Origin of the sequence: Paraburkholderia sp. SECH4, from assembly GCF_030511745.1 — a bacterium.
GTDB classification, from domain to species: domain Bacteria; phylum Pseudomonadota; class Gammaproteobacteria; order Burkholderiales; family Burkholderiaceae; genus Paraburkholderia; species Paraburkholderia madseniana.
This window is the reverse complement of the sequence record NZ_JALOCP010000011.1, coordinates 93,708-113,007: the sequence shown is the minus strand read 5'-3', so window position 1 is coordinate 113,007 and position 19,300 is coordinate 93,708. Positions and strand designations below refer to the sequence as shown.

Genomic DNA, 19,300 nt, shown 5'->3' with positions numbered 1-19,300 from the left:
ATCGGTCCTGAGAGAGGTGCGGTCATGAAGTCTGTGCTTACAGTGTTGAGCGCCGTGGTGAGCGGCGTGGCGTTGACGGGTCTTGTCGCGTGCGGGGGCGGTTCGGGGTCGATCAATACGCAATCATTTACTGCGACCACGCTGGTCTCCGATGGCGCGGTTTCCGCGCCGCACACCGACGCCAATCTGAAAAATGGATGGGGCATTGCGTTCAATCCGAAGGGTGTCGTCTGGGTCGCCGACAACGGAACCTCAGTCGCCACGCTCTACGATGGCAACGGCGTGCCGCAATCCCTGGTCGTCAGCATTCCGAACGGAACCAGCGGCCCAGCGAATCCGACCGGCATCGTATTCAACGGCACGACGGATTTCACGGTCAGTCAGGGTGGCAAGTCCGGCGTAGGCGTGTTTATCTTTTCCGGCGAAGGCGGCACGATCACCGCATGGGCGCCCGCGGTCGCGCCCACGAACGCGATCGTCATGTTCGACGACGGCAGTGGTGGCGCGGTCTACAAGGGGCTCGCCCTCGCCAGCAATGGCACGGCGAACTTCCTCTATGCCACCGACTTTCACAACAACAAGATCGACGTGTTCGACAAGAACTTCGCGAAGGTCGCCATGTCCGGCAACTTTCAGGACGCTGCGCTGCCGGTAGGCTTTGCGCCGTTCGGCATACAGGCAATTGGCGGAAAACTCTTCGTGACCTACGCCAAACAGAACGCAGTCGCGCATGACAACTTAGACGGCCCTGGGCTCGGCTTCGTCGACGTATTCGATACGGGCGGCAAGCTACTGCAGCGCTTCGCATCGGCTGGCCCGCTGAACGCACCGTGGGGCGTCGCACAGGCGCCGGGCAACTTCGGCCGCTTCAGCGGCGACATACTGATCGGCAATTTCGGCGACGGCACGATCAACGCTTTCGATCCGGCAAGCGGGCAATCCCTCGGCACCGTCAACCTGTCGAACGGAACCACGTTCGTGCAACAGGGGCTCTGGGGTATCGCGTTCGGCAACGGACTCGATAATCAGCCGACCAACACGCTGTTTTTTGCTGCGGGGCCTAACGACGAAGCGGATGGGGTCTATGGGCGCATCGACGTGAAAATGTGAACGACGCCGCGCGCGGCGCAGTGCCGAATGGGCGCTCGCGATTCGAGTGAACAGGTTACCTGACTGCCGCACACGATCTTCGCCTCAAGTGTCACATTTCGGCGGCGCTGTCTTCCCCATACCGCATGCCACGCGCGCCCAGCAAACGGTACAGCGTCGCGCGTGAAATGCTGAGTTCGCGCGCGGCGTCGCCGAGCCGCCCACGATGGCGCAGCAGCGCGAGTTCGATGGCCTGCCGCTCCGCTGTCTCGCGTGCCTGCGCAAGCGTCAGGGGCGCGGTCGCGACGTAACCCGACAGTTCGAGATCGTCCGCGGTAATCGTGCGCCCCTCCGACATCACAATGGCGCGACGAACCCGGTTGATCAGTTCCCGGACATTGCCGGGCCAGTCGTATTGATGCATCGCCGCGATCGCGTCGGGAGAAAAACCGTAGAGCCGGCGGCTCGCATCTTTCCTGTAGCGATCCAGTGTGTACAGCGCGAGCAGTTCGATGTCCTTGCCGCGCGCGCGAAGCGGCGGCTCGTCGATTCTCAGCACGCACAAGCGGTGATACAGGTCAGCACGAAAGCGCCCGTGTTCGATCGCGGCCTCCATATCGACGTGCGTGGCGGAGATGATGCGCACGTCGACATCGATCGAACCGTTGCCGCCCAGGCGGTCGATGGTGCTTTCCTGCAGAAAGCGCAGCAGGCTCGCCTGACTCTCGAACGGCAGATCGCCGATTTCATCGAGAAACACGGTGCCGCCGTGCGCGGCTTCGACGCGCCCTATTCTGCGTTGATTCGCGCCGGTAAAGGCGCCGCGCTCGTAGCCGAACAACTCGGACTGCAACAGATGCGGCGGAATCGCACCACAGTTGATGGCGACGAACGGCGCGTTGCGACGCGGCGAGTGCGCGTGAATCGCCGCTGCCGTCAGCTCCTTGCCCGTACCGGATTCACCGGAGACAAAAACGGGCGCGTCGGTGGCGGCCACTTTGCGGATCGAGCGGAATAACGCGAGCATGGCATCGCAGGTGCCGATCATCTCGTCTTCTGCCGAGGACGTATCGACGAACGCCGGCTCGCCGAGCGAGATCATGCCGCAGGCATGGCCTACCGTATCGACAATCCTGACGTTCGCAGCGGGGAGTGTCACGTAATCGAAGCAGTAGTCGCGCACCAGCCTGCGTATGGCGGCGTCATCGAGTTCCGGCGCGGCGGTCATCGCGACCCAGCCGATGTTTGGCATCGCGAGGCAAGCTTCCAGCGCGGCAATGTCACAGGGATCGAACACGCTCGACAGATCGGCCAGCCCGGCCGCCAGCGAGCCATCATCCACGGCCTGGCGTACGTCACGAACCGAGCCGATGACTTCGACCTCCCAATCGCGCTCCTCGAAACTCGCCAATAGATCCGGCGAAGGATCGCGCGTGAAGTAGATGACACGCCGCTTGATGGCCTTCATTTTCTGCATTGTTTTTTTGTTTTCCCGCCGAGCCTGCTCTGAAACCTGTTGCGGTCAGGCCCATCGTCGCGGCATTGTTCTTGTTGCTCCATGGCCGCGGATGCCTGTCCTCGCGAATCAGGCGCGTACCGGGAGCTGCCATTTCATGATGCATCGGGTTTTGGCGAGTCGGCGGTGTTGCAGACGTCGGCTGACGAAAAACCGGATCCGACAACGACGGTCGATCATACGCGGCTGCATGGTCGCCGTGGTGCGTCCTGACCTTATTTGATGATTGAATCCGCAAGCGCACCGCGCGGCGCATCGGAGTCGCTATCGAACTGGCGTCTTGTGCGCCGCCACAGTGGCGTCAACGCACCTCGCGCCGCAACTTCCTGAAAAACTTGCGAATCTCGGCAGCGAGCAAATCAGGTTTTTCCATTGCAGCGAAATGCCCGCCGCTCGGCATGTCGGTCCATTGCACGACGTTGAAGGTTCGCTCGAGCCACGTGCGCGGTGGGTGATTGATCTCCTTTGGGAATTGGGCGAATCCGACCGGCGGCACGACGCGTTGCCCCTCGGCGAAGCGCATCGGCTGCAGACGGTTTTCCCAATACATCTGCATCGCCGTTCCAATACTCTGCGTGTACCAGTAGAGCGAAATGTTGGTGAGCAACTCGTCTTTCGAAAACACCCGCTCGATGTCGCCGTCGCAATCGCTCCACGCGCGAAACTTCTCACCGATCCATGCCGCGAGCCCCACCGGTGAATCGTTCAGCGACGCCGCCACGGTTTGCGGTTTCGTGGTGTGCATATGGGCGTAGCCGCCTTCCAGCGCGGCCCATTCAGTCTTCTCCCGCAGATAGGCTTCCTCCGCGGGCGTAAGCGGTGTCTGCGCGGTACCGCTCGCGGGCTCGTATGAGCTCGGCAGAAAGTTGAGATGAACGCCGTCGACATGCTCATGATGCCGCGCCGCGAGTGCGATCGAGACGCCGGCGCCCAGATCGCCGCCTTGGGCGCCAAAGCGCTCGTAACCGAGGCCACGCATCAGTGAAGCCCACAAATCCGCCACCTGAAACGCGGAAGTACCGGGCTCTACGGGAGCCTGCGAGAACGCAAAACCGGGCAGCGATGGAACGACGACGTCGAATGCATCGGCGGGATCACAGCCGAATGCGCCCGGATCGCATAACCGGTCGAGCAGTGCGTGGAACTCGAAAAACGATCCCGGCCAGCCATGCGTAATCACGAGCGGATAAGACGCCGGGCCGACCCCGCGCCGATGCACGAAGTGCACGCGCTGACCGTCGACCTCGGCGAGAAATTGCGGTTGCAGATTCAATCTGCGCTCCGCCTCGCGCCAATCGAAACGGTCGACCCAGTACTGCGCGAGTTCGCGCAGCCAGGCAGAATCGGCGCCCTGCTGCCAGGCAGGGGACGGCGTCGCCGGTGCCCAACGTGTCGCGTGAATCCGCCGGCGCAGATCGTCTATGTCAGCGTCAGGCACGGCAATCTGAAACGGCTCTATCTGCATGTCAGTTCATCCGGCACAGGGGGTGGGGATAACAGGCGCTTCGGATTCGATGGCGCTGTTCACGGCAAACCAGCAAGGGCCAAGGCACGAAGCGAGCATGAAGCGCACGGCGCGCACGAAGCAATCTGCATGGTACACAATGAGCGCGATTCTCGTTTAGCGCGCCGGAGACCTTCATGGTTGCAGCGCTCACTGCTCTACGGCAAACAGGAAAGCCCGCGAAATGCGGGCTTTCTTTACAGCTTACTGCCTACACCAGCCGCTCAGAAGCGGTGACGGATACCCACCGTGCCGACCACCTGCGAATCGGTCGCCGAGCGGCTCACGCCGACGATATCCGCCGTGATGCCCGAGTCCCCCACGCTGCCGACGTGCTGGTATGCCGCTTCAACATACACATCGGTACGCTTGGACAAGGCATAGTCGGTCTGCAACGTGATCTGCTGGTACTTCGGACTCGCGCCGTTCAGACGTGCATCGGTGTACGTGTATGCGCCCGACACCGTCCATGCCGGCGTGAATGCGTAACGTGCGTTCACTTCATAGTTCGTGAAGCGCGCGCTGCCGCTGGTCAGCGCGAAGCCGCTCGTCGTGCCCGAGGCCGAAGATCCGATCGACGTTGCGTTGCTCAGTTGCGTCTGCGTGAACACAAGGCCGACGTTGGCCGCGCCGAACGCGTAGTTCACGCCAGCGCCATAGGTGCGCTGAAGGCCCGCGTTGAACGTGGAGTCGCCGCTTGCCACGGCACCGCTCGTGTTGGTCGTCGAGCCGCCGCCGTTGAGTTGCAGGTAGCCCGCAGCGAACTTCAGGCCGCCGAATGCGTACGATGCGCCGACGCTGTAGGCGCGGCTGTCCGCGAAGCTGCCCGCTGCATTCGAGAAGCCGTACAACGCACCGAACTTTAAGCCGCCGTAGTCGACACTCTGGAACTTGACCGAGTTGTTGATACGCACGGAGTTGTTCAGGTTGTCGTTGTCGTACGGGTGCGATGCGAGCGTGCCGCCGTATTGCGTGCCGTTCAGCGCGAGCGGGGCGAGATAGTCGACCACGCTGTCGTACTGGCGACCCAGCGTGACCGAGCCGAACTGGTCGCTCGACAGACCGACGAAGGCCTGACGGCCGAACTCACGGTTGTTCTGCCCCAGCTTGCCGGTCGACAGATTGAAGCCGTTTTCCAGCACGAAGATCGCCTTCAGGCCGTTGCCCAGATCTTCCGAACCGCGCAGGCCCCAACGGTCGCCGTTCAGGATGCCGCTGGCTTGCTGGAAATTGCTGCTGCCGCCCGAATTGCTGGTGTAGGTCAGACCCGTATCGATCAGGCCGTACAGCGTGACCGAGCTTTGTGCGTGGGCGGCACCCGCGGCGCCGATGAGTGCGAGCGAGAGGCCCGACAATACGAATTTATTCATGGATTTCTCTCCTGATTGGAATAGCGGATGCTATCGATCGGCCGAGAATATCTCACTAATCGCAAGACTGTTTTTCAGTTAATTACAGCGTTGTGTTTATGCGACGTAAATGATTTTTCAGATTGCCGATCATTTCACGTAACAGCCGGTCTGCCGCCAGAAATTAAATGGGGCGTACTCCTCTCGCGAGCACGCCCCAAGTGCTTGATTTAGTGCCTCTCTCGGAGAATCAAGCCGGCGCAGAATAGCATGACGAATCTCTTCCAACAACGCATCCCGGGCGATTTATATTCCAATTAATTTCAATTGAAATAAATTGGAATATCTTGCCATATAAACAAACTCATTCAGGCGATTATTTCGGAAATTGAAAATAGTCATTGTTAGTTTTAAAAGCTGCCGAAAAATTGCATTGCACGGACAAACCCAGTTCTGCCCGGCTCGCTGCATCGCTGCGTTAACCAGCGCGCTGAGCCGCGTCACGGACGCGGTGCGCCAGTCATGCTCGGTGCGCCGCCGGGGCCCGCCGGGTCCGGATTGCCGAACGTGGGCAGGCTGCCGTCGGCGCGGGCGCGGGCGATCTCCGCGCGTACCTGCGCGCGGGTTTTTGGCCCGCTCCCGGATTTCAACAGCGTGCTGGTGGCGGGCGCGAGCTGAGGTGGCGATGGCGCCGGTATCGCTTGCGGGGTTAGCTGGGCTTGTGGGGCTTGTGGGGCTTGTGGGGTTAGTGGGCCTGGCGGCGCTGATGTCGGCTCTGTTGGCTCTGTCGGCTGTATCAGCCGTATCGGCGCTGACACGGCAGGCGCGTTGATTACGTTGGAGAGTACCTTCGCCTCGGCCGGAACAGAGGATGACGAGCTCGCAGCAGCAGGTGCGCCAACGCCACTCGTTCTCCCGCTCGACAGGCTACCCGCGCCAACCGCGGCTACTGCGGTTTCGGGAGCATGCCGGGTCTTCGAGTCACTGGAGGACGCACGGTTCGAGTGTTCGCGCGTCGCTACGTAGCTTTCGTGCGAGTGGCCTGTTTTCCCTGAAGACGGCGCCGAAGATCGCGCCGATTTCGCCCCTTGTTGCGTTGGCTTCTTCCCATGCACAACGGCCAGCGCGTGCTGCGTCTGCTTCGCGCGCGCCTCGACTTCTCTTTGCAGCGCAAGAACCTGATCGTCGTCCCGATGTGCTGAACGCACCGCGTCCAGTTGCGCCCGCGCGGAAACAAGATCGTTGCGCTGCAGACTATTGCGCGCCGCCTGGAGGTCCCCGGCAATGGCCGCCGCTGAATCGCTGTGTGCAGCGACCGGCCCGGAACTCACTGAACCAGTTATCGTGTCGCCACGTGTGGTGCGAGATGCATTGTCACGCTCCAGGCCGAGTTCGTCCGTTGACAGCCAGCTTTTGTCCGCTTGCGAAATATAAGCCGCGATCGCAACCGCGCCGACAAACAGGCCCGTGAGAACGATCTTCCTGGGTTCGCTAACCATGACGTCTCCCTCTCGAATCGTGGACATGCGCGTTTGCCGTATCGCAAACGGGCCCGAATTCATCAGAGGGTTCGCAGCGAATCAATCGACGCCGCCGCAACGGCCGCGAGTTCGGGCCGGCGCAGTCACGCACGAATAAGAGTGCAAGCTGGATGCGTGCTATCTACTATTTATAGTCGCCAAACGTCGATTCGTCCGCTTGCGTAGGGCGTGTTGTCCGAAAAAGCCAGCTTACTGACCAGGCTTTCCTAGGACGATTGTTTGAACTGCGAAGCAATAAATGCGAGTTTGAATCCGGCGTTTGAATTCGGCGAATGCAGCGCAGAGCTACACAAGCGGACCTTCAGTCTGCTTGCCTCGCACGGCGACCGCAATCGAGCTGCCGACAATCAACGCAATGCCGAACAACGACATGCTGCCGATCGTCTCGCCCCACACGATGTAACCGAACAGTGCAGCCCACACGATGCTCGTGTAGTTATACGGCGCGAGCGCACCGGCGTCGGCCTGTCGAAATGCCATTGTCATCAGCAACTGCCCTGCCGTGGCGAACCCACCGAGCAAGGCCATCACTGCGAGTGCTTCGATCGAAGGCGTGCGCCACGCGAAATATAGCGATGCCCCGGTGACGATCGTGCCGATCACCGTGAAGTACAGCACCGTGGTGCCCGAATCGTCGGTGGCGCGAATCCGCTTGATCTGAATGATCGACAAAGCACCGAAAAACGCGCTCGAAATCAGCAGGACCGGACCGAGCCAACTCGAATGCGAACCGTCCGGACGCACCACGAACAGCACGCCGACAAAACCGATCGCGGCGGCAAGCGCATCGCGCGGCTTGAGCGTTTCCTTCAAAAGCAGCGGTGCAAGCACGATAACCAGCAAAGTCTCCGAGTAAACGATCGCCACCGCTTCGCTGAGCGGCACATAGGGCAGCCCTGCAAAGAACAGCCCTGACGCGCCGAGTAACGTCAGCGCGCGCAAGGTCTGTCCACGCACATCCATCTGCCTGAGACGCTCGATGAGCGGCTTGCCGCGCAGGCAAACCGCCACCGCAGGCAACAAGCCGAACAGCATCCGGAAGAACGTCACTTCATTGGCCGGATAGGCGAGCGCCACGGATTTCGCCAGAGCATCGACGAGGGCGAAGCAGAACATCGAAACGAGAATCAGCGCGACGCTGCGCAACGGCACGGCTCTATTCCGGACGGCGGTGATGGGCGGCATGGGTTTTCCTGGGAACGCGCGAAGCAGCGCGTCGCTTAGGTTTCGCCTCCGGTGAAAGGGAGGCGTAATCGGAAAACGGATTATGCCTGCTGCGCCCCGCGCGATCGACTGGAAAAACCTGAACAAACAGCGCGCGTCGATCAAGGTGGAGTATGTGCACGGCGCGGGTCCGGCCAGCATAGCCCGGCGGCGCAGGGCCCCGGGGCACTCAGAATCGTGCCGTCGGATTCGCTCGTGACGTCGAACTGAAGGAGGCTTAAGAAGGCTTAGTTAGTCGCTCGGCAGCGCGCAAGCTGCCGAGCGACTGGTGCAGTCGAATGCCAGCGGCTTGCGCAGCGCACCTCGGCGCATTCCTCGCGCATAGTTTGAACCGGCCTCCGTTTTGTGCGATGCTACCCGCGCCCCTGCAAACATGAAAAGAAAGAGGGCGTGAGGCAGACCAATCCTGTTGTCCATTCCTCAGGAGGAGACATGATTGTGTCATCGCAATTGCGCCGCATCGGCCTCGCCCGTCGTCTGACATTCGCCCCGCCGCTGGGCGCTGCCAGTTTAAGAAAAGCATCCGCCGTTTCCAGCTTCGTTTTCCTCACCAGTCTCATCGGCGTCTGTCATGCCGACACCCAGGTCGGCGGCACGCTTCCTCCCGCTCCCGACAAGCTATACGGCGATCTTTTCATAGCCGTGCAAACCGCGCAGATTTATCCGGACCAGAAGACTTTCGTCGACGCAACGCCGAACGCCGATCCTGCCGCGATCGTGCAACTGTACGAACAGCAGAAGAACAATCCCGGTTTTTCGCTGGCGAACTTCGTCAACCAGTACTTCACTCCGCCGAGCGAACCTGTCATCACACCCCCGGCGAATCAGACGCTGCGCGAGCACATCAACTGGCTATGGCCTGCCCTCACCCGCACCACGACGAGCGCGCCGGCAAACAGTTCGCTGATCCCGTTGCCGAAGCCGTACGTGGTGCCGGGGGGCCGTTTCCGCGAGGGCTACTACTGGGACACGTACTTCACGATGCTGGGTTTGCAGGAGTCGGGGCACGAAGATCTCGTCGACAACATGCTCGACAACTTCGCCTATGAGATCGATACGTTCGGCCACATCCCGAACGGCAATCGCACCTACTACCTCGACCGTTCCCAGCCGCCGTTCTTCTCGTACATGGTGGCGCTGGCGGCGAAAGTGGAAGGCCGCAGCGTCTATCAGAAGTATTTGCCGGCCCTGCGCAAGGAGTATGCGTACTGGATGCAGGGAGAGACCTCGACGCAACCGGGTCAGGCAACCCGCAACGTCGTCGTGATGCCGGATCGCACGGTGCTCAACCGCTACTGGGATGAACTCGATACGCCGCGTGACGAGTCCTATCTGGAGGACATTCAGACCGCCAGGCAGGCAACGGGCCGCAATCCGAACGAGGTCTACCGCGAGTTGCGGGCGACCGCCGAGAGCGGCTGGGATTTCAGCTCCCGCTGGTTCGGCGACAACATGACACTCGCGACGGTGCGCACCACATCGATCATCCCGGTCGATCTGAACAGCCTCATGTTCCACCTTGAAATCACCATCGCGAAAGGCTGCGGCGAGACGCGCGATTTCCGCTGTGTCGGCGAGTTCGCTGAGCGCGCCGCCAAACGGGCGCTCGGCATCAACAGGTACTTGTGGAACGCCAAGGGCTACTACGGCGATTACGACTGGACGCTTGCGAAGCCGCGCGACAACAAGACTGCGGCGATGGTGTTTCCGTTATGGGTCGGTGCGGCGTGGCCGGACCGCGCGCAAAAGACGGCTCAGCAGGTGCAGTCCGTCCTGCTGCAACCGGGCGGCCTTGCGACGACCACCTACAACACCACGCAGCAATGGGATGCACCGAATGGCTGGGCGCCATTGCACTGGGTCGCGATCGAAGGCCTGAAGCGCTATGGCCAGGATGCGCTTGCGCAGCAGATCGGCACGCGCTTTCTGGCTGACGTGAAAGGCGTTTACGCGTCGGAGAACAAGCTGGTCGAAAAGTACGTGGTGGAAGGTGCGGGCACCGGAGGGGGCGGCGGTGGCGAATATCCGCTGCAGGACGGCTTTGGATGGACCAACGGGGTGACGCTCAAGCTGCTCGATCTGTATAGCCCGGGTGACTGATCTGCACGGTGAAGCCATGCAAGGAGGCGCACACGTCGCCCATAGCGGCGTGTGCGCGGAAGCGCCGATTACGAAATCAGCCCTGCGGTTCGCTGCGTGACGAAGCCCAGGCTCACTCAGCGCTTCGCGTCTTCGTCCATCGTCGGGTAATCGATGTAGCCTTCCGCGCCGCCGCCATACATCGTGTTCTTATCCGGCTCGTTTAGCGGTGCGCCGACCCGGAGCCGCTCGACCAGATCCGGATTCGAAATAAAAGGTCGGCCGAACGCGATCAGATCTGCCCGTTTTGCCTTGAGCGTCTTCTGCGCGAGCTCCCTGTCATAGCCATTGTTTGCCATGAACAATCCGTCGAATGCCTGGCGCAACACCTGCAGATCGAAGCCGCCCTCGACGTCACGCGTGCCCCCCGTGTCGCCTTCGATGACATGCAGGTAGACGAGCTTGCGGGCATTGAGTTGCTTCACCACATAGGTGAAAAGGGGTTCGGGATCGCTGTCGGCGATATCGCCGAAGCTGCTGAGCGGAGAAATACGCACGCCGACGTGCTCACCACCCCAGACGTCCGTCACGGCATCGGCCACTTCCAGCAACAGGCGCGCGCGATTTTCAATCGAGCCACCATATTGATCGGTTCGTTGATTGGTCCTGTCGCGCAGAAACTGGTCGAGCAGGTAGCCGTTTGCCGCGTGAATTTCCACGCCATCGAAACCGGCGGCCTTCGCGTTTTGCGCGGCCAAACGATATTGCTCGACGATGCCCGCCATTTCCGAGGTTTCAAGTGCGCGCGGCGTGACGAGCGGCACGAAGCCGTCGTCGGTATAGGCCTGGCCTTCGGGTTTGATCGCCGACGGCGCTACGGGCAACGCATTACCCGGCTGCAGCGACGGATGAGAAATACGGCCCACGTGCCACAACTGCAGGTACATATGGCCGCCCTTCGCATGCACGGCATCGGTAATATGTTTCCACGCCTGCACCTGGGCATCGTCATAAATGCCAGGCGTGAACACATAGCCCTTGCCTTGCGGTGAAATCTGCGTCGCCTCGGCGATGATGAGACCGGCAGTTGCACGTTGCGCGTAATACTCGATGGCCAGTTCGCTCGGCACATCGGCCACCTTCGCGCGACTGCGCGTCAGCGGCGCCATCACGATGCGATTGGGCAACTGCAGCGGCCCGAGCGCGACCGGTTCGAACAGGTAACTATCGATGTGCGCGGATTCGGTCGACATGGCGGCTCCTTGAAAAAGATCCAATGCATCGAAAGGCGGCTAGCTGCCTGACTCGTAGCGCGCCATCGAGCGGCGTCATCGGCGCGCGTTGCAACACACGGTGGAGCGGTGTCGTCGGCTCCAGGCGCTCTGGCAGTATAGGCGGCTATCCGGAACGCCGAAGAGGTTTTCCGGTTTTACCGCACCCGCTTTTCGCGGGCCGCCATGCACGGCTAGACAACATAAATTTCAGGGTTGTCCACCAACGGCAGAAACTCTCCTGTGCGCCCATCGAGTGCGAGCATTGCGCCGCTTTCGATATTGAAAATCCAGCCATGCAGTCGCAGCGTTTTGTTCGCGAGGCCCACGGCCACTGACGGATGCGTGCGAATGTTCGCGAGTTGAGCCATCACGTTGTCTTTGACCAAGGCGTCGAGACGCTCGGCATCTGACGCATAAGTCCGCGACGCGTTGATCGCTTTCGCCGCGTCGGCGTGACGGAGCCAACCCGCCACGGCCGGCAGATGATCGAGGTTTTTGCACGTGCAGATCGCCGTCATCGCCCCGCAATTGGAGTGCCCGCAGATCACGATATCCCGCACACCCAGTACCGCCACCGCGTATTCGACGGTGGCCGACACGCCGCCTGGCTCCGGGCCGTAAGACGGCACGATGTTGCCCGCGTTGCGGATCACGAACAACGCGCCGGGCTCCACCTGGGTCAATAACTCGGGAACGACACGGCTGTCCGAGCAGGTCACGAACAGCGTGCGCGGACTTTGCGCAATCGACAAACGTTTGAACAATGCGCTTTGCTGCGGAAAGACTTCGCGTTGAAAGCGGATGAATCCTTCTATGATTTCCTGCACGACATTCTCCGGATAGTCAAAGCCTCAGCCTGCCGAGTCCGCGGCAAAGGTCCAAGGCGTGTCTGCGATCGGTTGGCGCGACTATACCGCAGCGCGAATCGTATGCCCGCAAACACCACCGCCGAAGACAAGTTCGACAACGCGTAGAGGCCACCGAGATTGTCACCGTGATTGCAGGCGAGGCGCGCTATTTGATTCGTTGCCACACGACTTTCGACGATCCATAGCCGAAGGCGCCAGGCGTGATGTATGTCAGCCGGTCACCGTCGAGCGTAAATGGGCGGCGCTGGACATCCGCGTCCCAGTTCGGAAACGTACTCTTTTGAATGTGAAAGACGATAATCCGCGCCGCCGGGTCCACGGTATACGTGCCGAAATGCGCGACGCTGCCGCGAGCGATCTTTGCGTTTTCTTCCGCCGTGCCTTGCTGCCTCTCCCCTGAAGCGAACTTCGGCAGGTCGGAGTTCAGCACGAGCAGCACGTAGCGCCCATCACTGCCGAAGACGAGTTGCCCTTGCGGATGCGGACCGAGCAATTCCACTTCGTTGCCGCTCCTCGCCACCGTCAACGAGACAAGCGACCACGACCCCACGAGGCTGTCCGCTGCTTGAGCAAAAGCGTTTCGCACTGGCGCGCACCATGCTGCGAGCGCGATCACGATGACGGCGAAGACTCGGTAAGTTGGTTTCATGACGCTCTCCACGCGTGCGAGGACATGAGGTCAGACGAATCCATCGCGCTTCGCTGGTGCTGCGGATTGGGTTCGGGTGCTTTGAAGCCTAGGTGGTTTGCAAGTGAAAAGCTATTGGAGCAGGCCCGGCGCGCAGATGCCGGACCGCCCCCCCCTAAGTCAAGAATTGGGCCGCTCAGCCCTCAGTTGAAATCCGCGGTTTCGAGCTCCACGGATCGTCCCCCGTTTTTTTCGAGGACCCGCCGCGTAGCGTTTTCAATCCGCGCGCGATTGGCCTCGAAGGTACCGACCAGATCGTGGGCCGATGGTCCCGCGTTGCCGAAATGGTCGTTCAGCGCGTCCAGCGACACGCTGCACCAGACGTCAGCCCCATCGACATTGGCTTCGAAGGCGACGCGCGCCGCTGCCACCACTTCACGGCGTCCGGTGAATTCGATCCTCATAATGACCCTCCATTTGGCGAAAGTAGCGGTGAACGCGCAAAGGCTGTACCAGGCTGCCGCTTTAAAGCCGAATCAAAGCGGCTTGAGCCTGGCCATCGCTGCGCGCGTTCAGAGCGCACATTCTCCGCAAGGTGCATACTCGACATCGGCCGCTTTTGTGCGGCCGCGCTTTTGCGTCGCGGCGTGCATGCCACCTTTCACGCCGTCAGACGCTTCCAACATCCTAATACTACCCGCCCCATGTCCCGCAGCCCGCAATCGTCGCGTCCTTTAGTCATTGCCGCAGTCATGGCATCAATGGCGATGGTCGCCATCGAAGCCACCATCGTTTCCACCGCCATGCCGCAGATCGTCGCGCAACTCGGCGATCTGCATCTGTATAGCTGGGTTTTTTCATCGTTCCTGCTGACGCAAACCGCGATGACCGTGGTATTCGGCAAGCTCGCCGATCTCTATGGACGCAAGCCGGTCATGCTTGCCGGCATCGCCATCTTTCTGCTCGGCTCGGTGCTGGCCGGCTTCGCCTGGTCGATGCCCGCCATGATCGTATTCCGCCTGATTCAAGGCGTCGGCGCGGGCGCGATCCAGCCGGTCACGCTGACCATCGTCGCCGACCTCTATCCGGCGCGCGAACGCGGCAAGGTGCAAGGTTATCTCGCCAGCGTGTGGGCCATTTCAGCGGTGGTCGGGCCGATGGTGGGCGGCTTCATCATTCACAACCTGTCGTGGGCGTGGATCTTCTGGATGAACGTGCCGATCGGCCTTGCCTCGGCAGCCGGCTTCATCGCGTTCCTGCGCGAATCGGAACGGCATGCGCGTCCGTCGATCGACTTCGCGGGCGCGGCACTGTTCATGGCGGCGATCGCGGCACTGATGATGGCGCTGACTTACGCCGGCGACGACGACATCGCCAAGGCATCGCTCGCGGGCGGCGCGTTCATGCTGTGCCTGCTGTTGTTCGTGTTCCAGGAACGCCGCGCTACTGAGCCGATGATCTCGTTCGCGCTCTGGAGCCGCCGGCCGATTGCCGCGTGCAATGCAGCAACCGTGCTGTCCGGCATGATCCTGATGGGCTCCACCACCTTCCTGCCGATGTATGTTCAGGGCGTGCTGCACCGCTCTCCGGTGGTCGCCGGTCTTGCGCTCACGATGATGATGGTGGGCTGGCCGGCGGGCGCGACGCTCGCGGCGAAATCATTTCACCGTATCGGCTTGCGGCGCATTCTGATCGGCGGCAGCGCGTTCATCCCGATTGGCGCGGTGCTGCTGTTGTTCCTGCAGCCTGGCGGCTCGCCGCTCATCGCGGCGTTCGGCTCGCTCATCATGGGCTTCGGCATGGGCACGTCGAGCGTCAGTTCGCTGGTGCTGATCCAGGAAATCGTCAAGATGGATGAGCGCGGCAGCGCTACCGCATCGAATCTCTTTTCGCGCAATCTCGGCAGCACGCTGGGCGCAACGCTGTTCGGCGCGGTGCTCAACTTCGGGCTCAGCCACTCGAAGGACGTCGCCGTGGTCACGTCGGATCAGTTGAAGGCGCTGTTGCAGAATCAGGTGGCAAGTCTTGCCGACAGCGACATGATCCGCATGGTGTTGCATCAGTCGCTGCACCTGACCTTTATCTCGATCTTCGCGATTGCGATTTTTGTGGTCGTGCTGCTGGGCTTCGTGCCGGCGATCAACATCGGGCCGGCGAAGCAGGTGCCGCTTGAAGCGTTATCGCCACTTGAGGACTGAGCTTCGCTACGCGCCTGGCACCATCGTGACGTTTGCCTTCGCCATGAAACTGCGGCGCGTCAACCACCGTCCCGGCAGAGCCTCACCATCCACGCATAAACCGCATCCACCGCCGCGGAGCGCGCCGGTTGGGCGGAGCGCATCAGCCAGAGCGGCGCGAGTGCGAAGCCTGGGACCTGCGGCAGGACCTCGACCCGCCCGCTCGTCAACGCGTCGCCGGCGGTGAGCCGGGACACCATCGCGATACCCGCTTCCCGCTCGGCTGCCGCCACGAGAATGCGGGGGTCGTCGACCGTCATCGCGCGCCGCGTGCGCAAACCGCCGCGCCTTAACTCAGGCAACCACGGCGCCCACTCCGGACGCTGCTCGAGCACCAGCAAAGGCGCCTGCGTCAACACCTCGGGAAAGGGCGCCGAACGCAGACGGCGCGCGGTCGTGGGCCCGCAGATAGCGACCGCCTCCTCGTCGAGCAACGGCTCGCAGATCACTTCGGGCGTGCGGATCTCCTTCGCGGAAACGATCAGGTCGACATCGACACGATCGATCTCGTTGACCTCGTCCCCGGTAACGAGCCAGATCTCGATGTTCGGCATGGCCTCCGAAAACGCCGGCATGCGCGGCATGATCCAGCCCATCGCGAACTGCGGCGCGCAATAGATGATCACCGAGTCAGGATTGCCATAGGGTTCGATGCGATCGCGCCCATCCGCGAGGGTCGTCATCGCCGACGTCACGGTCTGCGCAAACAGCACGCCGGCGGCCGTCAGCGCAACGCCGCGCCCGATCCGCCGGAACAGCGGCACCCCGGCCCATTCCTCGAGTTGCTGGATCTGATGACTGATTGCCGATTGGGTCAGCGCGAGTTCTTGCGCCGCGCGCGTGAAGCTGCCGAGACGCGCGGCGGCGTCGAAAGCGAGCAAGGCCTGCAGAGGGGGAAGTCTACGCATCGGGTCGCCACGGTCAGGGGAGATATTAGAAATATCGATACTTCCAGCAAGATTCTTCGCTTTTCGCCGGAATATTGCCTCGCAATCATAGCGCCAGTTGCCCTTCACACGCCGCATGCTGTTTCGTCAGACATGAGAAATATTTGTGTGACGGCGCTCACTGAAACTGACCGGATCGACGTGTATGACCCTGAACCTGAACGCTTTGCACCCCGCCTCGACCGCCCCTGCCGCGGGCACTGACGCGGCCGGCCAACCCCATGCGCCCACCTACGCCGGCGTGCTGTCCTTCATGCGCCGGCCCTATACGCGCGATCTCATCGGCGTCGACGTCGCCGTATCGGGCATTCCGCTCGACCTCGCGACCACCTTCCGCCCCGGCACGCGTTTCGGCCCGGCGGGCATGCGTGCCGCCTCGGTGCAACTGGCCGAACTGGGCGCGTTTCCGTGGGGCGTCGACCCGTTCGATCATCTGAACGTGGTCGACTACGGCGACTGCTGGTTCGACGCCCACAACCCGCTCGGCATTCGCGACGCGATCATCGCCCATGCCCGCGAGATTCTCGCCACGGGCACCCGCATGCTGACGCTCGGCGGCGACCACTACATCACCTACCCGCTGCTGGTCGCGCACGCTGAAAAATACGGCAAGCCGTTGAGCCTGATCCACTTCGACGCGCATTGCGACACGTGGCCGGACGACAACCCCGATTCGCTGAATCACGGCACGATGTTCTACAGGGCGATCCGTGAAGGGCTGATCGATCCCGCGCGCTCGGTGCAGATCGGCATTCGCACCTGGAACGACGACTTCATGGGCGTGCGCATTCTCGACGCGCCGTGGGTCCACCGCAACGGCACACAGGCGACCATCGACGAAGTGCTGTCGATCGTCGGCGATGCGCCCACCTACCTCACCTTCGACATCGACTGTCTCGATCCGGCCTTCGCACCCGGCACGGGCACGCCGGTGGCGGGCGGCCTGAGCTCGGCGCAGGCGCTGGAAATCGTTCGCGCGCTGGGCGCCGTGAATCTGGTCGGCGCGGACGTGGTGGAGGTGTCGCCACCCTACGACCACAGCGACGTCACCGCGCTCGCCGCGGCCCACCTTGCCGCCGATATGTTGTGCCTGATGCGCAATCAGAAGCTGCAACGCCATCAGCGTATGTAAGGCCGCGACCGCTCTGTTGAATCCTCTCTGGACGACCATCATGCCCCACACCTTCATGAAGCCGAGGCCGACCGCGCCGCTGCTGGCAGCGCTGTTGTTCTGCGCGTTCGGCACCGCCGCGCACGCCGACGAAAAGCAGCTCAATCTGTACAACTGGGCCGACTACATCGCGAAAGACACCGTGCCGAACTTCGAGAAAGAGTCCGGCATTCATGTGCAATACGATGTCTACGACGGCGACGAAACCTTGCAGGCGAAACTGCTGACGGGTTCTACGGGCTACGACGTTGTGGTGCCGACCTCGAACTTTCTCGCCCAGCAGATCCAGGCCGGCATCTACCAGAAACTCGACAAATCGAAACTGCCGAACCTGGTGAACCTCGACCACAGTCTGCTCAAGCTGGTCGCCGATGCGGACCCCGGCAACCAGTACGCGGTGCCGTGGGCGTGGGGCACCACGGGGCTCGGCTACAACGTCACGCGGGTCAAAAAGATTCTTGGCAACGATGCGCCGCTCGATAACTGGGACATCCTCTTCAAGCCCGAATATCTGAGCAAGCTGAAGAGTTGCGGCGTATCCATACTCGATGCGCCGACCGATGTGTTCGCGGTCACACTGCACTATCTCGGGCGCGATCCGAACAGCGTGAATCCGGCCGACTACCAGGCCGCGTACGACGCGCTAAAGAAGATCCGCCCGTACATCACGCAGTTCAACGCGACGAGTTATATCAACGATCTTGCGGGCGATGACATCTGTTTCGCGTTGAGCTGGTCGGGTGACGTGTCGATGGCGAGCCATCGCGCGCGCGATGCCAACAAGAGTTACGAGGTCAAATACTTCATCCCTCAAGGCGGCGCGCCGGTCTGGTTCGACATGATGGCGATCCCGAAAGATGCGCCGCATCCGGAGGCGGCGCTCGACTGGATCAACTACATCGAGCGCCCCGAGGTTCATGCCGGGATCACCAATGCGGTGTTCTATCCGAATGCGGACGCCGCCGCGCGCAAATTCGTGCGGCCGGAAATTCTCAACGATCCGACCGTGTACCCGCCTGAGTCCGTGTTGAAAACGCTGTTTCTGCTCAAGCCCTTGCCCGCTCAGATCAAACGTCTGGAGGGCAGGTTGTGGGCGCAGTTGAAAACAGGGGGATAACGAATCGGCGGTGTACGGATCAGCCGCCTTTCGCGTACAACGTCGACTCCGCGAATCCTTCAGCCGCCAGCACCTGTCCCACCAGGATCAGCGCAGTCCGCTCTATGTTGGTGGACTGCACTTTGCCGACGATATCGTCGAGCGTGCCGGTGATCTTTTCTTCATCCGGCCAGCTCGCACGATAGATCACCGCGATCGGACACGCGCCGCCGTAATGCGGCCGTAGTTCATCGACGATGCGGGCAAGATGGCGCACGCCGAGGTGAATCGCCATCGTCGCGCGATGTCTCGCGAGGTCGGCGAGTTGTTCGCCGTCCGGCATCGTCGTTTTGCTTGCAAAGCGCGTGAGGATCAGCGTCTGCGAAATATTGGGCAAGGTGAGTTCGCAGCCGAGGGTCGCCGCGCATGCCGCGGTTGCCGTCACGCCCGGTACGATCTCGTAGCGAATGTCGAGTTCGCGAAGTCTGCGGATCTGCTCGCCGATCGCGCCATACAAGGACGGGTCGCCGGAATGCACGCGTGCCACGTCCTGGCCTTTGTCGTGTGCGGCCTTGAGTAAGGCGACGATCTGATCGAGGTCGAGCTCGGCGGTATTGACGACTTGCTCCGCGCTATGCCCCTCTAACACAGCGGCCGGCACCAGGGAGCCGGCGTACAGGATCACCGGGCAGCCACGCACGAGGCGCTGCCCTTTCACCGTGATCAGTTCCGGGTCGCCGGGACCCGCGCCGATAAAAAACACCGTCATTCACTAC

At 61.7% G+C, this 19,300-nt stretch carries 16 protein-coding genes; 5 read left to right on the top strand and 11 right to left on the bottom strand.

What is annotated here, in order from left to right; all coding sequences use genetic code 11:
• The first annotated feature begins 24 nt into the window (after positions 1-24).
• The gene (locus M0D67_RS17235) at positions 25-1,110 is read left to right on the top strand and encodes a TIGR03118 family protein (protein ID WP_154560479.1); all 1,086 of its coding nucleotides are present in this window, start codon (positions 25-27) and stop codon (positions 1,108-1,110) included.
• Positions 1,111-1,201: 91 nt separating this feature from the next.
• Here the strand turns inward: M0D67_RS17235 and M0D67_RS17230 are convergent, their stop codons facing one another.
• From M0D67_RS17230 to M0D67_RS17210, 5 genes are all read right to left on the bottom strand, one after another.
• Positions 1,202-2,557: a sigma-54 dependent transcriptional regulator gene (locus M0D67_RS17230; protein WP_266239318.1), complete on the bottom strand. Its 1,356-nt coding sequence runs from the start codon at positions 2,555-2,557 to the stop codon at positions 1,202-1,204.
• 349 nt (positions 2,558-2,906) lie between these two features.
• Entirely contained in the window at positions 2,907-4,070 is a 1,164-nt protein-coding gene (locus M0D67_RS17225; RefSeq protein WP_266239257.1) for an epoxide hydrolase family protein, read from the bottom strand.
• Between the two features lie 263 nt (positions 4,071-4,333).
• Positions 4,334-5,479, bottom strand: coding sequence for a porin (locus tag M0D67_RS17220; protein ID WP_266239256.1), 1,146 nt, complete (start codon positions 5,477-5,479; stop codon positions 4,334-4,336).
• Between the two features lie 479 nt (positions 5,480-5,958).
• The gene (locus M0D67_RS17215) at positions 5,959-6,957 is read right to left on the bottom strand and encodes a DUF4148 domain-containing protein (RefSeq protein WP_266239255.1); all 999 of its coding nucleotides are present in this window, start codon (positions 6,955-6,957) and stop codon (positions 5,959-5,961) included.
• 327 nt (positions 6,958-7,284) lie between these two features.
• A complete protein-coding gene (locus M0D67_RS17210; protein WP_154560483.1) occupies positions 7,285-8,184 on the bottom strand; it encodes a DMT family transporter in 900 nt (299 codons plus the stop codon).
• A gap of 471 nt (positions 8,185-8,655) precedes the next feature.
• Between M0D67_RS17210 and treA the strand changes: the two genes are divergently transcribed.
• Positions 8,656-10,323, top strand: a complete 1,668-nt coding sequence (gene treA, locus M0D67_RS17205; protein WP_266239254.1) for an alpha,alpha-trehalase TreA — start codon at positions 8,656-8,658, stop codon at positions 10,321-10,323.
• Positions 10,324-10,439: 116 nt separating this feature from the next.
• Here treA and M0D67_RS17200 read toward each other — a convergent pair whose 3' ends face one another.
• From M0D67_RS17200 to M0D67_RS17185, 4 genes are all read right to left on the bottom strand, one after another.
• Positions 10,440-11,555 carry an alkene reductase gene (locus M0D67_RS17200; protein WP_154560485.1) on the bottom strand — a complete coding sequence of 372 codons (1,116 nt, stop codon included), beginning with the start codon at positions 11,553-11,555 and terminating at the stop codon, positions 10,440-10,442.
• 212 nt (positions 11,556-11,767) lie between these two features.
• A complete protein-coding gene (locus M0D67_RS17195; RefSeq protein WP_168435693.1) occupies positions 11,768-12,403 on the bottom strand; it encodes a carbonic anhydrase in 636 nt (211 codons plus the stop codon).
• A 187-nt stretch (positions 12,404-12,590) separates the two neighbouring features.
• Positions 12,591-13,094: a lipocalin-like domain-containing protein gene (locus M0D67_RS17190; RefSeq protein ID WP_154560486.1), complete on the bottom strand. Its 504-nt coding sequence runs from the start codon at positions 13,092-13,094 to the stop codon at positions 12,591-12,593.
• A 182-nt stretch (positions 13,095-13,276) separates the two neighbouring features.
• Entirely contained in the window at positions 13,277-13,537 is a 261-nt protein-coding gene (locus M0D67_RS17185) for a DUF1488 domain-containing protein (RefSeq protein WP_154560487.1), read from the bottom strand.
• A 240-nt stretch (positions 13,538-13,777) separates the two neighbouring features.
• Here M0D67_RS17185 and M0D67_RS17180 point away from each other — a divergent pair, with 240 nt between their 5' ends.
• Positions 13,778-15,271: an MDR family MFS transporter gene (locus tag M0D67_RS17180; protein WP_171927120.1), complete on the top strand. Its 1,494-nt coding sequence runs from the start codon at positions 13,778-13,780 to the stop codon at positions 15,269-15,271.
• A 59-nt stretch (positions 15,272-15,330) separates the two neighbouring features.
• Here M0D67_RS17180 and M0D67_RS17175 read toward each other — a convergent pair whose 3' ends face one another.
• Entirely contained in the window at positions 15,331-16,218 is an 888-nt protein-coding gene (locus tag M0D67_RS17175; protein WP_166618187.1) for a LysR substrate-binding domain-containing protein, read from the bottom strand.
• 184 nt (positions 16,219-16,402) lie between these two features.
• Between M0D67_RS17175 and speB the strand changes: the two genes are divergently transcribed.
• Both speB and M0D67_RS17165 read left to right on the top strand, forming a co-directional pair.
• Positions 16,403-17,389 carry an agmatinase gene (speB, locus tag M0D67_RS17170; protein ID WP_266239253.1) on the top strand — a complete coding sequence of 329 codons (987 nt, stop codon included), beginning with the start codon at positions 16,403-16,405 and terminating at the stop codon, positions 17,387-17,389.
• A 55-nt stretch (positions 17,390-17,444) separates the two neighbouring features.
• Positions 17,445-18,545 (top strand): polyamine ABC transporter substrate-binding protein, encoded by a 1,101-nt coding sequence (locus tag M0D67_RS17165; protein WP_266239317.1) that lies wholly within the window; start codon positions 17,445-17,447, stop codon positions 18,543-18,545.
• A 19-nt stretch (positions 18,546-18,564) separates the two neighbouring features.
• Here M0D67_RS17165 and cobM read toward each other — a convergent pair whose 3' ends face one another.
• Entirely contained in the window at positions 18,565-19,293 is a 729-nt protein-coding gene (cobM, locus tag M0D67_RS17160; RefSeq protein ID WP_154560490.1) for a precorrin-4 C(11)-methyltransferase, read from the bottom strand.
• Between the last annotated feature and the right edge of the window lie 7 nt (positions 19,294-19,300).